The sequence below is a fragment of the Cupriavidus sp. DL-D2 genome, assembly GCF_039710735.1.
GTDB lineage: Bacteria > Pseudomonadota > Gammaproteobacteria > Burkholderiales > Burkholderiaceae > Cupriavidus.
The window spans coordinates 303,754-317,676 of record NZ_JBDKXK010000002.1 but is presented as its reverse complement, the minus strand read 5'-3'; the positions used below and the strand labels follow the sequence as shown (position 1 = coordinate 317,676).

Here is a 13,923-nt window from a genome sequence, read left to right as displayed (position 1 = left end):
TTACACGCGGCCCATCGCGAAGCCCTTCGCGATGTAGTGGCGCACGAACCAGATCACGATGGCACCCGGCACGATGGTCAGCACGCCCGCCGCTGCCAGCACACCCCAGTCCATGCCCGAGGCGGAGACCGTGCGCGTCATCGTCGCCACGATAGGCTTGGCGTTGACCGATGTCAGCGTGCGCGCGAGCAACAGTTCGACCCAACTGAACATGAAGCAGAAGAACGCGGCCACGCCCACGCCAGCCTTGATCAGCGGCAGGAAGATGGTCAGGAAGAAGCGCGGAAACGAGTAGCCATCGACATAAGCGGTCTCGTCGATCTCGCGCGGCACGCCCGACATGAAGCCTTCCAGAATCCATACCGCCAGTGGCACGTTGAAGACCAGGTGCGCCAACGCCACGCCGAGGTGCGTGTCCATCAGCCCCAGCGTCGTATAGAGCTGGAAGAACGGCAGCAGGAACACAGCGGGCGGCGTCATGCGGTTGGTCAGCAGCCAGAAGAACACGTGCTTGTCGCCAATGAAACGATAGCGCGAGAACGCATAGGCGGCGGGCAGCGCCACGCTGATCGAGATCACAGTGTTGAGCGCCACGTAGATCAGCGAGTTGATATAGCCCGAGTACCACGAGGCGTCGGTGAAGATGGTGCGGTAATGCTCGATCGTGAACGCGGCCGGCCAGAGCGATAGCGAGGACACGATTTCCTCGTTCGTCTTGAACGACATGTTCAGCATCCAGTAGATCGGGACGATGGCGAACAGCAGGTAGATCGTCAGGAACACGGGACGCCACCAGCCGGGACGCTGGCCGGGCAGTTTCTGGTCAGCCATGAGGCACCTCCTCCACGCCCGCCGCACCCGAAGTGCCAGCGCGCTGCATCCAGTTATAGAGCACGAAGCACGTCAGCAGGATGATCAGGAAATAGACGATCGAGAACGCAGCAGCCGGCCCCAGGTCGAATTGCCCCACGGCCTTCTGCGTCAGATACTGCGAAAGGAACGTGGTGGCATTGCCGGGACCGCCGCCCGTCAGCACGAAGGGCTCGGTATAGATCATGAAGCTGTCCATGAAGCGCAGCAGCACCGCAATCATCAGCACGCCGCGCAACTTGGGCAACTGGATGAAGCGAAACACCGCGAAGCGGGAGGCACCATCAATCTGCGCGGCCTGGTAGTAGGCATCCGGAATCGCACGCAAACCCGCATAGCAGAGCAACGCCACCAGCGGCGTCCAGTGCCAGACATCCATGACGAGCACCGTGACCCAGGCATCCACTGCACTGCCCGTGTAGTTGTAGTCGAAGCCCATGCCGTCAAGCGCGGCGCCGAGCAGGCCGATGTCGGTGCGCCCGAAGATTTGCCAGATCGTGCCCACGACATTCCACGGAATCAGCAACGACAGCGCAATGACAACCAGCACCGCCGATGCCTGCCAGCCACGCGCGGGCATGGCCAACGCCAGCAGGATGCCCAGCGGGATCTCCACGCACAGCACCGCCAGCGAGAAGCCGAGCTGTCGCAACAACGCGTCATGCAGTTCCGAATCGCGCAGCACCGTGGCAAACCATTCTGTGCCCACGAACACGCGCCGCTCGGGCGAGATGATGTCCTGCACCGAGTAGTTGACGATGGTCATCAGCGGCAGGATGGCGGAGAACGCCACGCAGATCACCACGGGCAACACCAGCAGCCAGGCCTTCTGGTTCACGGGCTTCATGGCAGCAGTTCCTCGTTGATATAGAAGCAGGTATGGCGGTTGAACGCCGTAAGCCAAGCGGTATCGCCGGGACGTAGCGCGGCGGCCTCCGTGCCGAGCCGCGCGCGGATCGTGGCGGGTTCGCCGTCGGGGCCATTCGCCACGGTGGCTGTCACCAGCCAGTACGTGCCGATGTCCTGCGCACGTTCCACGCGCACCGGCATCGCTTGCGGATGATCGGCCAGTGCGAGGTGCAGATATTCGGGCCGCACGCCGATCTTGAAACTGCCTGCCGCCTGCAGCGCGGCCAGTGTCTGCGGCGGGAGTTCAGGCATATAGCGCCGCCCTGCCACTTCGATGGCGCCGTCGCGCCATTGGCCCGGCAGGAAGTTCATGCCCGGCGATCCGATGAAGTGACCGACGAAGGTATGCGCGGGCCGCTCGAACAACGCATCGGCAGAACCCACTTGCACGGCCTTGCCGCGCGACATCACGACCACTTGCTCGGCAAAGGTCAGTGCCTCGGTCTGGTCGTGCGTCACGTAGATCAGCGTGAGTCGGAACTCCTGATGAATCTCCTTGAGCTTGCGCCGCAGTTGCCACTTCAAGTGCGGATCGATCACGGTCAGCGGCTCATCGAACAGGATGGCCGATACGTCCTGCCGCACAAGCCCGCGTCCCAGCGAAATCTTCTGCTTTGCATCGGCAGCCAGTCCGCTGGCACGACGGTCGAGCGATGACGAGAGATCGAGCATTTCCGCCACACGTCCCACGCGCTCGCGCACCTTGTCAGCGGGCACGCCGCGATTGCGCAGCGGGAATGCGAGGTTTTCGCCAACGGTCATCGTGTCGTAGATCACCGGGAACTGAAACACCTGCGCGATATTGCGCGCCTGTGGCGAGGCTTCGGTGACATCGGCACCGTCGAAACGGATGGTGCCCTGCGACGGACGTAGCAGCCCCGAGATGCAATTCAGCAGCGTGGTCTTGCCGCAGCCGGATGGTCCGAGCAGCGCATACGCACCACCATCCTCGAACGTAAAGTTCAGCGGCAGCAGCGCGTAATCCTCATCCTTCTGCGGATGGGCCACGTATGAATGCGCGAGATCGAGATCGATGCGTGCCATGTCAGGCCCCCGATCCGGTCAGCGGCAGGCTCGCCACATCGGCCAGCGCACCGGGGCGACGCGGCGCGTGAATACGCTCGCCCGCCGCGTTGAACAGATATAGCTGCCCCGGCTCGATATGGAGCGAGAGCGGCGCGCCGAGCCGCAGGTCCTGCACCCCTGCGAACTGGGCCACGAGGTTACCAGCGGGGGTATCTGCGTGAACGAAGGTATCGGAACCGGACAGCTCGGCCAGCGCCACCTTGCCCGGCACTGCGATGCTGTCAGGCACCGCCTGCAGGCGCAGTGCGGCGGCGCGCACGCCAACCGTCACGGGTCCATCCGGGGCGCGCACCTCGGGCAATGGCACCACGATATTGCCGGGCAGCGTCACACGGCCAGCGGCCAGCACGCCTTCGATCAGGTTCATCGGCGGATCGCTGAACGCGCGGGCCACGCGCAGCGACGCGGGATAGTGGAAGACCTCGGGAGTTGGCCCGTACTGGAGCAATTCACCGGCATCGAGCACTGCGGTGTGACCACCGAGCAGCAATGCTTCGGCGGGTTCGGTGGTGGCGTAGATCACCGTGGCATCGCCCTGCGCGAACAGGTGCGTCAGTTCCTCGCGCAATTCCTCGCGCAATTTGTAGTCGAGGTTGACCAGTGGCTCGTCCAGCAGCATCAGCGGCGCGTTCTTGGCCAGTGCACGGGCCAGTGCCACACGCTGTTGCTGGCCGCCGGAGAGTTCCGACGGATAACGGTCGAGCAGGTGTTCGATATGCAGGCGCGCGGCCAGGGAACGCACGCGGGCCGCGGTGTCGTCGCGGCTGTCGCGCCGCAACCGGAGCGGCGACGCGATATTGTCGAATACGGTGAGCGAGGGATAGTTGATGAACTGCTGGTACACCATCGACACGTTGCGCTCGCGTACCGGCACGCCGGTCACATCAGCGTCGTCGACGAGTACCCGGCCGGCCGTGGGGCGATCCAGCCCCGCCATGACCCGCATCAGCGAAGTCTTGCCGGCCTGGGTGGTGCCCAGCAGGATGGTGACGGCGCCGGGCACGGGGGCCAGCGACATCGGATAAAGATAGGCTTGCGACCCTACTTGCTGCGCAATGCCGTCCAGGCTGAGCTGCATCCGGTCTCCATGTTCTTGTGCTTGCAAAGCCACTTAGAAAACGGCGGCCAAGGCGCACTTTTTCATCTACCCCGCTCGTTTTAGTGCATAAACGAACATAAAACAATACTGCAGCGCATCATTTGTTTTCGTTTCTGTTTGAACTAGAATGCCCGGCATGACGCTGAATCCACGCCAGACCGCCCTTCTAGAGGAAGTCCGCAGCCAGGGCTTTGCCTCGATCGACGAGCTTGCCCGCAAGTTCGGGGTGACATTGCAGACCGTGAGGCGCGATGTCAATTTGCTGGCGGAGAACGGCATGCTGGCCCGCTTTCATGGCGGCGTGCGCATGGACGGTTCGACCACCGAGAACATCGCCTATCCGCAGCGGCAGGTGCTCAATGCCGAGGGCAAGGTGCGCATCGCGCGCGCCGTGGCGGCGGCAGTGCCGGAAGGCTGCTCGCTGATCCTGAACATCGGCACCACGGTGGAAGAGGTTGCACGCGCGCTGATCCACCATCGCGGGCTGCGTGTCATCACCAATAACCTGCATGTGGCCAATATCCTGGCCGATAACCCCGATTGCGAAGTCATCGTCGCCGGCGGCGTGCTGCGTTCGCGGGACCGCGGCATCATCGGCGAGGCCACGGTGGAGTTCATCCGGCAATTCAAGGTGGATATCGGACTGATCGGCATCTCGGGCATCGAGGCCGACGGGACGCTGCGCGATTACGATTTCCGCGAGGTCAAGGTGGCGCGCGCCATCATGGAACATTCGCGCGAAGTCTGGCTGGCCGCGGATGCTAGCAAGTTCGGCCGCCAGGCCATGGTGGAACTGGCGCCTGTGTCGAGAATCGACCGGCTGTTCACGGACGAGCCACTACGCGCGCCGTTCGACGCGATGCTGGCGGATAGTGGAGTGGGATGTGTGGTGGCGGGGGAGTGAATTTATCCCGCACTGGTCTTTCTCCCCTCTCCCGTTGGCGGGAGAGGGGTGGGGGAGAGGGTCGGCGGTGCAAATTGCGTTGCATCGGCAAGCAGAGCCTCCTGCCCTCTCCCCCAACCCCTCTCCCGCTTGCGGGAGAGGGGAGCAAAACATAGGGACAGGTGAGGTCTTACTTGAACACCACCGTCTTATGCCCATTGAGCAAAATCCGGTGTTCCGCATGCCATTTCACCGCGCGGGCCAGGGCCACGCATTCCACGTCGCGGCCGACGGCGGTCAGTTGCTCGGGGTCCATGCTGTGATCCACGCGCTCGATTTCCTGCTCGATGATCGGGCCTTCGTCCAGATCGGCGGTCACGTAGTGAGCCGTGGCGCCGATCAGCTTCACGCCGCGGTCATGGGCCTGGTAATAAGGCTTGGCGCCCTTGAAGCTCGGCAGGAACGAGTGGTGGATATTGATCGCGCGGCCTTCGAGCTTGCGGCACAGGTCGTCGGACAGCACCTGCATGTAACGGGCCAGCACCACAAGGTCGATGTTCTGCTCGCGCACCACGTCGAACACGCGCGCTTCCTGCGCGGACTTCTGTTCGGCCGAGGCGTTCATCAACGGCAGGTGGAAGAACGGCACATCGTACGACGCAGCCAGCTGATAGAAGTCGCGATGGTTCGACACGATGGCCGCGATCTCCACCGGCAGGCCGCCCACTTTGGCGCGGAACAGCAGGTCGTTCAGGCAATGGCCGATCTTCGACACCATGATCATGACGCGCGGCTTGACCGTGGCGTCGAACACATCCCACTGCATGCCGAACTGGTCGCCCACCGGCGCGAAAGCTGCGCGCAGTTCGTTCAGGCCAGGGCCACCGGGCGCGGCGCTGAAATGCACGCGCATGAAGAAGCGGCCCGTGAACGCGTCGCCGTACTGGTCGGAATCGACGATGTTGCAGCCATTCTGGAACAGCAGGCCCGATACGGCATGCACGATGCCCGGTTGGTCAGGGCAGGAAAGGGTGAGGATAAATCCAGTGGCGCTCATCTTGGAACAATCGGGCTGAAGACATTCGAGGTTATGCAGGCCGGGACCGCAAGGCGTGGAGATCAGGGCTGGATGGCCGCCCAGCCGCGTCGGCAAAGGGCATCCAGCGTCACCAGCGTGGCATCTACGGTCATGGCGCGGGCCGCCATGATATCAAGCAATGCCGCAGGACCGATATGCCGGTGCTCGGCTACCTCGCCGTCGCGGTTGTGCGGCACGAAGTCCGCCGGCAGCAGCAGGTCGTATGCGTACACCCGCTCCCACTGCACGCCTTCGGGGATTTCACGCAGGACATCGATCACGCCGTGGGCCTCGGCCCGGCTGGCCAGCGCGGGCGGAATGCCCGATTCCTCGTCGCATTCGCGAACCAGCGTTTCAAGCGGATCGCTGCCAGCCGGCACGCCACCGGCCACAAGGTTGTCCCACATGCCGGGGTCCACGGACTTGGACGGGCTGCGGCGCGAGATCCACAGCGCGGGCGTTGCCCCCTCGACAATGCCGTTCATGTGCGAGGCAAACGTCAGCAGGCCCAGGAACCGCGCCGCCGCACGTTCGATGACCGCGAACGGCTTCGCATCGAGCGCCGGGGTCACGGCAAACAGTTCATTGCGCCAGCCGCGTACGTGGCCGGCATCGGCCAGCTTGCGTGCGAGAGCGGCCAGCACGGCGTTGCGAGATGCGGCATCGATACAGCCCGGCAGCAGCGCCACGGCGCCCTGCTCTTCCGGCCCGATGACATCGCCCATCCCCGTGAGTATCTCCGCATGGCGGCGCGGCAACCAACCCACGTGGGCATCAACGACCATCAGCCGCAGATGCGCGGCGGGATCGAACGGGCTGCGCGCGGCAATGCCTGCGCGGATGTGGCTGACGACATTGGTATCGCGGAAAGCAGATTCGGACATAGGTACTCAATTCAACCATTGCGGATGGATCGCATGACATCGACACACGCTGCGCAGCCGCGCTATGTACTCGCTCTGGATCAGGGCACCAGCAGTTCGCGCGCCATCCTGTTCGATCACGCGGGCAATGTGGTGCGGATCGCCCAGCGCGAATTCCGGCAATATTATCCGCATCCCGGACACGTCGAGCACGACCCCTACGAAATCTGGCAATCGCAACTGGCCGTGGCGCACGAGGTTCTGGCCGATGCCAATGTCAGTGGCTCGCAGCTCGTGGGCATCGGCATCACTAACCAGCGCGAGACCAGCGTGCTGTGGGACCGCAAGACCGGCGAGCCCGTGGGCCGCGCATTGGTCTGGCAGGACCGCCGCACTGCCTCGATGTGCGAGGACCTGCAGGCCGCTGGCCATGGCGACACCTTCCAGCAGAAGACCGGCCTGATCATCGACGCCTATTTCTCGGGCACCAAGCTGCGCTGGATGCTGGATCACTACGACGGCGCCCGCGCCCGTGCCGAGCGTGGCGAACTCGCTTTTGGCACCGTGGATAGCTGGCTGATCTGGCAACTGACCGATGGCGCACGACATGTGACCGATGTGTCCAACGCCTCGCGCACGCTGCTGTTCAATATCCACGATTTCCGCTGGGACGACGAACTGCTCGGCATCCTCGACATCCCCCGCAGTCTCCTGCCCGAAGTGGCGCCCTCCAGCGGCGAAGTGGCGCGCACGTCGGCGCGACTGTTCGGCGTGGAAGTTCCGATCGCCGGCATCGCTGGCGACCAGCAGGCCGCCACGTTCGGGCAAGCCTGCCTCTACCCAGGCATGGCCAAGAACACCTATGGCACGGGCTGCTTCATCCTGATGAATACGGGCAACAGCCCGGTTACGTCGCAGAACCGGCTGATCACCACCATCGGCTGGCAGATCGGACAGGACACGCAGTATTGCCTCGAAGGCGGCGTGTTCATGGGCGGCGCCACGATCCAGTGGCTGCGCGATGGACTCAAGCTGATCCACAGCGCACCCGAGGTCGACCCGCTGGCGCGCCAGTGCGCGGACACCGGCGGCGTGGTGCTGGTGCCGGCCTTTGCCGGACTCGGCGCGCCGCATTGGGACCCGTTCGCGCGCGGCACGCTGGTCGGCATCACGCGTGGCACGGGTGGCCCGCATATCGCCCGCGCCGCGCTCGAATCCATTGCGCTGCAAAGCGTGGATGTGCTCGACGCCATGCAGAAGGACGCCGGGATCTCGCTGGCGGAGTTACGCGTGGATGGCGGCGCGTCACGCAGTGACCTGCTGATGCAGATGCAGGCCGATCTGCTCGGTACCGCCGTGGTGCGCCCGCGCGTCACGGAAACCACGGCGCTGGGCGCCGCCTATCTGGCCGGGCTCGCTACCGGATACTGGACCAGCCCTGAGGAAATCACACATCAATGGCAGGTGGAGCAGCGTTTCGAGCCGAAGCTGTCGGCAGACGAACGCGGCCACCGCATCGCGCGCTGGCATCGCGCCGTGGACCGAGCCCGTGACTGGGCGCGCGACGACGATTCCACCGCACATTAAACAGACAAGCCCCCATGCCAATCACCGTACCTCCGGTCCAGCCGCCCTCTCGCGGCGAACTGCTCAACACGCTGTCGCGCGAGGCGCGCTGGGATGTCATCGTCATCGGCGGCGGCGCCACGGGCCTGGGCACCGCCGTCGACGCCGCGGCGCGCGGCTATCGCACCCTGCTGCTCGAAGCGGCCGACTTTGCCAAGGGCACGTCGAGCAAGGCCACCAAGCTTGTGCATGGCGGCGTGCGCTACCTCGCCCAGGGCAATATCGGGCTGGTGCGCGAAGCCTTGCACGAACGCGGCCTGCTGGCGCGCAATGCGCCGCATGTGGTCTGGCCGCTCGGCTTCGTGGTGCCGGCCTACCAGATGTTCGACCAGCCGTTCTACGGCATCGGCCTGAAGGTCTACGACATGCTGGCCGGCGGGCTGAACCTTTCGGGCAGCCGCTGGCTGAACCACCGCGAGACGCTCGAAGCCGCCCCTACCCTGGCCGAACACGTGGGCGGACGACCGCTGCGCGGCGGCAATCTCTATTTCGACGGCCAGTTCGACGATGCGCGGCTGGCCATGGCGCTGATGCGCACGCTGTTCGACGTAGGGGGTACGGCCGTCAACTACATGCGCGTGACCGGCCTGACCCAGTCAAACGGCGTGGTCACGGGCGTCACGGCACGGGACGCGCTCGGCGATGCCACGTTCACGCTGCGCGCCGACTGCGTGATCAACGCCACGGGTGTGTGGGTAGACGCGGTGCGGCAGATGGAAGACAGCCAGGCACGCACGATGGTGGCACCCAGCCAGGGCGTGCACCTGACCATTCCACGCAGCTTCCTGCCCGGCGACCGCGCCATCCTGATCCCGAAAACCGACGATGGCCGCGTGCTGTTCCTCGTCCCCTGGAACGGCCATGTGATCGTGGGCACCACCGATACGCCGCGCAAGGACCTGCCGCTGGAGCCCCGTGCCGCCAGCGACGATATCGACTTCATCCTGGAGACAGCGGCGCGCTATCTTGCCCGCGATCCGAGCCGTGCCGACGTGACCAGTGTCTGGGCCGGCTTGCGGCCTCTGGTCAAAGCCACCGGCGAAGCATCCACGGCATCGTTGTCGCGCGAGCACACCATCCTGGTCTCGAAAGCCGGCCTGATCACCGTGACCGGCGGCAAATGGACCACCTACCGCAAGATGGCCGAGGACGTGATGGACACGGCCATCCAACGCCAGCTGGTGCGCGCCGCACCGTGCCGGACGGCCGACCTGCCGCTGCACGGCGCCGCAGGCGTGCCGGAGAACCTGCCGCCCGCGCAGAGCGGATCGCCCGACCGCTACTACGGCGCCGACCTGCCGCTGGTGCAGGCGCTGCCCGGCGCGGACACCATCATCGTGCCGGCCTCGGGCCTGACCGAGGCGCACGTCCGCTTTGCCGCGCGGCACGAACTCGCGCGCCGTGTGGAAGATGTGCTGGGCCGCCGCAACCGCGCGCTGTTCCTCGACGCCCGGGCCGCCCTGGCCGGGGCGCCGCGCGTGGCGGAGATCCTGGCCGAGGAACTGGGGCACGATGCCGCCTGGCAGACGCAGGAGCTGGAGGATTTCGGGGCGCTGGCCCGGGGATACATGCTGGATTGACGGGAATCGAAGCGGCGGGTGCGGCGATCGACCCACGCGGCAGGACTTCGGCGATAATGCCGCCTATTGCATCACGGAGAACACCATGGACGAGATTGACGATCTGTCCGATCTGCCGATGCCCCGGTTCATCTGGGGCTTCGCTGTTATCGCCGACAAGGCCGGGAATGTGTCGCACGACGAGTTCGAGTACCTGACCCACACCCGCAGCCCGCGCTTCACGTGCCGCGTGGTGGAACTCGAGGACATGCCTGCCGAAGGCGACGACACTGCCATCGACGGCCGCGTCGTGCACTACGACGAGCCCGAACGCCTGTTCTACATCACCGACGCAGGCATGGCACTGGTCAACTTCCAGCTGTTCGACAAACTGCCCGAAAAGGGCAAGCTCAAGAATATCTGCGACGAAGCCATCGCCAACTGGATGCTGCGCCGCGAATTCCTCGACGACGAGGAAGACGAGGACTGAATCGCCAGACTCTGGGCAGACCCTCGCCGGAGGGTTCGCCAGAAACGAAAAACGCACTCTTCGGAGTGCGTTTTTTCATGGGTTGTCCTACTTCTTTCCCAACCTACCCCTTCACCTCGATCAGCCCCGACGCCACGCGCTCGATCTCGCAATAGACAGGCATGGCGTCCATCGGCCCGGTGCAACCCACGCCTGCTGCCTGGGTGGCACTGGCGCCCGGTGGCAGGAACACGAACGCCATGCCGGGCTGGAAACCGGGATGGCGCCGCAGGCTGTCGTTAAGGATGTCGAGATACTGCGTACGCGAGAAGACCTGCTTTGCCATGAAGGTGTCTCCGGAGGAATCGGCGGGAAATCCTAGCATGGCGGCATGCGCCGCTGTCACCGCATCGTGGGATTCCCGATGTGAAGCAAAGGATGGGAAAGGCATGAAGGACAGGGGCGGGCCCGCCTTCAGTGGTCCTCGGCCATCGCCTTGAGTTCCGCGTCGCCGGCCACGCGCGCGGCGTCGGACGTCGTGAAGGTCTCGTCCGAGACAATGCTGCGCCGGATCTGCTGCGCACTGAAATCCACCAGTGAGATGATCCATACGTAGCGCCCAGCCTGCGGCGCGGTCTGCACGAAAGCTTTGAGTTGCGGTCTGGATTCGGTCGCCATGGCGTGCCTCCGGTTCGATTGCTTCAGGACTTCAGGACAAGCGGGAGTGGCAAAAACTCTAGCACAGCGTCCACCGCTCGCACTAGGGCATTTGGACCGGTGCGGGCGCAGGTTTTTGTGGCTACAGTTTTTGCAAACCAAGCCGACACTTCCATGGAGTTATCCACACGCCCGATTTCCAGTACTGCCCGTACTCCCCGGATTGTCAGACATCACGCCAGCCGCTCCATTGCCGCGCCCTGCGTTTCACCTGCTCGCCGCGCGTCATCTTCTGCACCGCCTTGCCCGCCCGGCCCTGCCGGCGCTGCTGGCGGTGGTGATGGCATTGCCTTGCGCCAGATCGGCAGTGGCGTCATCGCCGCCTGCGTCGGCAGCTTCGGCGCCCGCCCCATCGCTTGCTGTGCCCGCTCCCACCTCTTCCGGATCGGCCTTGCCTGCCGGCCCCTCGCGGCCCGAAGCCGTGGCGCGCGTGGTGATGAGTCTGCTCAGTTATGCGCGCTGGCCGGAAGAGCGCGAAACGGTGAAATTGTGCGTGGATACGGGCGCACGCTACGCCGCCAAGCTGATGGAAGGCGGCACGCTATCGACGGGCCGGCTCGTGGAATCCCGGCGCGTGGACATGCTCGCGGATGCCCTCATTCCCGGGTGCGACGCCCTCTACATCGGCGTCATGGACGAAGCCCGCCGCCGCAAGCTCACCTCCGCATTCGTAGGCAAACCCGTGCTGGTGATCGCAGAAGAGGATTTCGAGTGTGAAGGCGGCAGCATGTTCTGCCTGAGCATCCGGGACAGCCAGGTGTCGTTCCGGATCAATCTCGACGCCATCGCGCGCAGCGGCATCCACGTTCATCCGGGGGTGCTGCAACTGGGACGCCGCAAGGCGGCAGCGCCATGAACCTGCCCGGCCGCCGCCCCTCCTCTGCGCCCCCGCCCCCCCGCCCCACGCTGTACGGCGCGCTGCGGCGCATCCACCTGAGCGTGGCGCTGATCGCGGTGCTCATGGCTGGCATCTCCCTGACGCTGCTTGGCATGACCGCGCTGCGCGCCTATGCCGATCACAACCTGCGGCTCGTGGCGCGTTCCATCGCCTATACGGTGGAAGCCCCGGTCGTGTTCGGCGACCAGGCCGCTGCCGCCGATGCGCTGTCGGTCATCGCCTCCACCGAGGACGTGGCCACCGTGGCGGTCTACGACGGCGACCGCCAGTTGCTGGCCACATGGCGGCGGCCCGGCCAGGACCGCTTTCCGGCGTTGCGCCAGATTGCCGGGGAACTGCTGACCTCCGGCCCTGCCGAGCAACCGATCATCCATGAGTCCCAGCAGGTAGGCACCGTGCGTGTGGTGGGCGACCCCATCGCCCTGCTCCACTTCCTGCTGCAAGGCACGCTGGGGCTGATTGCGTGCCTGCTGGTGACCGCCGTGGGCGCGCACTACATGTCCAGCCGGATGTTGGGCGACATCATCGATCCGTTGCGCAACCTGATGCGGGTGGCGCACGCGGTGCGGTCCGAACGGGCTTTCGGCCAGCGCATGCCGCCAGCGCGGATCGAGGAACTGAACGCGTTGTCCGAGGACTTCAATGTCCTGCTCGACGAACTGGAAGCCTGGCAAAAGCAGTTGCAGCGGGAGAACCGTTCGCTGGCGCACCGCGCCACCCACGACGGGCTGACAGGATTGCTCAACCGTGCCGCGTTTGCCGAAGCGCTCGATCAGGCGCTGCGCACCGCAGCCGCCCGCAACCAGTACGCCGCCGTGCTCTATCTAGACAGTGACGATTTCAAAGGCATCAACGATCGCCATGGCCACGCGGCAGGCGATGTCGTGCTGGTCGGCATTGCCGAGCGCATCCGGGGCTGCCTGCGCGAATCCGACACTGTGGGTCGGCTCGGCGGCGACGAGTTCGCCGTCCTGATCGAGGCATTGCGCCAGCCCGAGGATGCAATCCGCGCCGCCGAGGGCATCCTCGACGCGATGAACGTACCCATCGACCTGCCCGACGGCAACTCGGTCATGGCGCCGCTCAGTATCGGACTGGCTGTCTTCCCGGTGCATGCCCGCAATGGCGCGGCCCTGCTCCACGCCGCCGACGCCGCCATGTACGGCGCCAAGCGGGATTCGGGGGCCACCTGGCACGCTGCCGAGACCGCTCCGCCGCAACGGCAGGCCTGACGACCATGTCCGAGCTCACCCGCCGCGCACTGCTGATACAGACTACGGTCATCATGCTTGCGCTGGCCGGTTGCGCGACCAGCCCGCCCGAACCCGAACCGGTTGGCAAACTCACACCCGCCCAGGTCAGCGTCCTGAAAGACCAGGGATTTCAGTTGACGGACCACGGCTGGGAACTGGGGCGTACGAACAAGGTGCTGTTCAAGTTCGACGACGACGCTATTTCGCTGGACCAGACGGCCACGGTTATCCGGATCGGCCGGCGGCTCAGCGAAGCCGGCATCGACGTGCTGCACGTAGACGGCCACACCGACAACACCGGCTCCGACGCGTACAACCTGCGGCTCTCCATGCGCCGCGCCGAAGCGGTGGCCCGCGTGCTGGGCGCGTGCGGCTTCACGCGCGACCGCCTGGTGGTGCGCGGCCTGGGCAAGACGCGGCCCATTGCCGACAACGACACCAGCGCTGGCCGTGCAGAGAACCGCCGCGTGGCGATCATCGTCACCGTGGATTGATGCTGGGCTCGGCCGCTTCATTGTCCGCTCCTGAGTAAACCCTCTAATTCCGCCGATTTCACGGCGCGATCCGCCTCCATCAAGGCCCGTATGCCCGCACGACCCCGAAAGAGGGGTTG

The 13,923-nt window shown here is 65.2% G+C and carries 15 protein-coding genes; 7 read left to right on the top strand and 8 right to left on the bottom strand.

Going from position 1 to position 13,923, the window contains the following annotated elements; all coding sequences use genetic code 11:
- From ABDB81_RS02550 to ABDB81_RS02535, 4 genes are read right to left on the bottom strand one after another with little or no spacing between them, the layout of a single operon-like run.
- Positions 1-831 carry a carbohydrate ABC transporter permease gene (locus tag ABDB81_RS02550; RefSeq protein WP_160472690.1) on the bottom strand — a complete coding sequence of 277 codons (831 nt, stop codon included), beginning with the start codon at positions 829-831 and terminating at the stop codon, positions 1-3.
- Positions 824-1,717 carry a sugar ABC transporter permease gene (locus tag ABDB81_RS02545; protein WP_137924246.1) on the bottom strand — a complete coding sequence of 298 codons (894 nt, stop codon included), beginning with the start codon at positions 1,715-1,717 and terminating at the stop codon, positions 824-826. The genes ABDB81_RS02550 and ABDB81_RS02545 overlap by 8 nt, the downstream gene beginning before the upstream one ends.
- Positions 1,714-2,823, bottom strand: a complete 1,110-nt coding sequence (locus ABDB81_RS02540) for an ABC transporter ATP-binding protein (RefSeq protein ID WP_346809623.1) — start codon at positions 2,821-2,823, stop codon at positions 1,714-1,716. Before ABDB81_RS02540 ends, ABDB81_RS02545 begins: the two co-directional genes overlap by 4 nt.
- A 1-nt stretch (position 2,824) precedes the next feature.
- Positions 2,825-3,943, bottom strand: a complete 1,119-nt coding sequence (locus ABDB81_RS02535; RefSeq protein WP_346809621.1) for an ABC transporter ATP-binding protein — start codon at positions 3,941-3,943, stop codon at positions 2,825-2,827.
- 157 nt (positions 3,944-4,100) lie between these two features.
- On the opposite strand from ABDB81_RS02535, the gene ABDB81_RS02530 reads away from it, so the two are divergent.
- On the top strand, positions 4,101-4,868 hold the full coding sequence (locus ABDB81_RS02530) for a DeoR/GlpR family DNA-binding transcription regulator (RefSeq protein WP_171020341.1): 768 nt from the start codon (positions 4,101-4,103) through the stop codon (positions 4,866-4,868).
- Positions 4,869-5,037: 169 nt separating this feature from the next.
- Here ABDB81_RS02530 and purU read toward each other — a convergent pair whose 3' ends face one another.
- Positions 5,038-5,904 (bottom strand): formyltetrahydrofolate deformylase, encoded by an 867-nt coding sequence (purU, locus tag ABDB81_RS02525; protein WP_346809619.1) that lies wholly within the window; start codon positions 5,902-5,904, stop codon positions 5,038-5,040.
- Between the two features lie 62 nt (positions 5,905-5,966).
- The gene (locus ABDB81_RS02520; protein WP_137928558.1) at positions 5,967-6,809 is read right to left on the bottom strand and encodes an NUDIX hydrolase family protein; all 843 of its coding nucleotides are present in this window, start codon (positions 6,807-6,809) and stop codon (positions 5,967-5,969) included.
- A gap of 24 nt (positions 6,810-6,833) precedes the next feature.
- On the opposite strand from ABDB81_RS02520, the gene glpK reads away from it, so the two are divergent.
- The 3 genes from glpK to ABDB81_RS02505 all read left to right on the top strand — a co-directional run bounded on the left by glpK (position 6,834) and on the right by ABDB81_RS02505 (position 10,463).
- Positions 6,834-8,375, top strand: a complete 1,542-nt coding sequence (glpK, locus tag ABDB81_RS02515; protein ID WP_346809617.1) for a glycerol kinase GlpK — start codon at positions 6,834-6,836, stop codon at positions 8,373-8,375.
- A gap of 14 nt (positions 8,376-8,389) precedes the next feature.
- A complete protein-coding gene (locus tag ABDB81_RS02510; RefSeq protein ID WP_137928560.1) occupies positions 8,390-9,994 on the top strand; it encodes a glycerol-3-phosphate dehydrogenase/oxidase in 1,605 nt (534 codons plus the stop codon).
- A gap of 85 nt (positions 9,995-10,079) precedes the next feature.
- Positions 10,080-10,463: a hypothetical protein gene (locus tag ABDB81_RS02505; RefSeq protein WP_137928561.1), complete on the top strand. Its 384-nt coding sequence runs from the start codon at positions 10,080-10,082 to the stop codon at positions 10,461-10,463.
- Positions 10,464-10,566: 103 nt separating this feature from the next.
- Here ABDB81_RS02505 and ABDB81_RS02500 read toward each other — a convergent pair whose 3' ends face one another.
- The gene (locus ABDB81_RS02500) at positions 10,567-10,788 is read right to left on the bottom strand and encodes a hypothetical protein (RefSeq protein WP_137928562.1); all 222 of its coding nucleotides are present in this window, start codon (positions 10,786-10,788) and stop codon (positions 10,567-10,569) included.
- A gap of 128 nt (positions 10,789-10,916) precedes the next feature.
- Positions 10,917-11,120 (bottom strand): hypothetical protein, encoded by a 204-nt coding sequence (locus tag ABDB81_RS02495; protein ID WP_137928563.1) that lies wholly within the window; start codon positions 11,118-11,120, stop codon positions 10,917-10,919.
- A 319-nt stretch (positions 11,121-11,439) separates the two neighbouring features.
- Here ABDB81_RS02495 and ABDB81_RS02490 point away from each other — a divergent pair, with 319 nt between their 5' ends.
- Genes ABDB81_RS02490 through ABDB81_RS02480 form a run of 3 tightly spaced genes read left to right on the top strand, consistent with a single transcriptional unit; the run spans position 11,440 to position 13,804 of the window.
- Complete coding sequence (locus tag ABDB81_RS02490; RefSeq protein WP_346809688.1) at positions 11,440-12,015, top strand: YfiR family protein; 576 nt, start codon at positions 11,440-11,442, stop codon at positions 12,013-12,015.
- On the top strand, positions 12,012-13,289 hold the full coding sequence (locus ABDB81_RS02485) for a diguanylate cyclase (RefSeq protein ID WP_346809614.1): 1,278 nt from the start codon (positions 12,012-12,014) through the stop codon (positions 13,287-13,289). The genes ABDB81_RS02490 and ABDB81_RS02485 overlap by 4 nt, the downstream gene beginning before the upstream one ends.
- Before the next feature lie 5 nt (positions 13,290-13,294).
- Positions 13,295-13,804, top strand: a complete 510-nt coding sequence (locus ABDB81_RS02480; protein WP_137928589.1) for an OmpA family protein — start codon at positions 13,295-13,297, stop codon at positions 13,802-13,804.
- Positions 13,805-13,923: the final 119 nt, after the last annotated feature.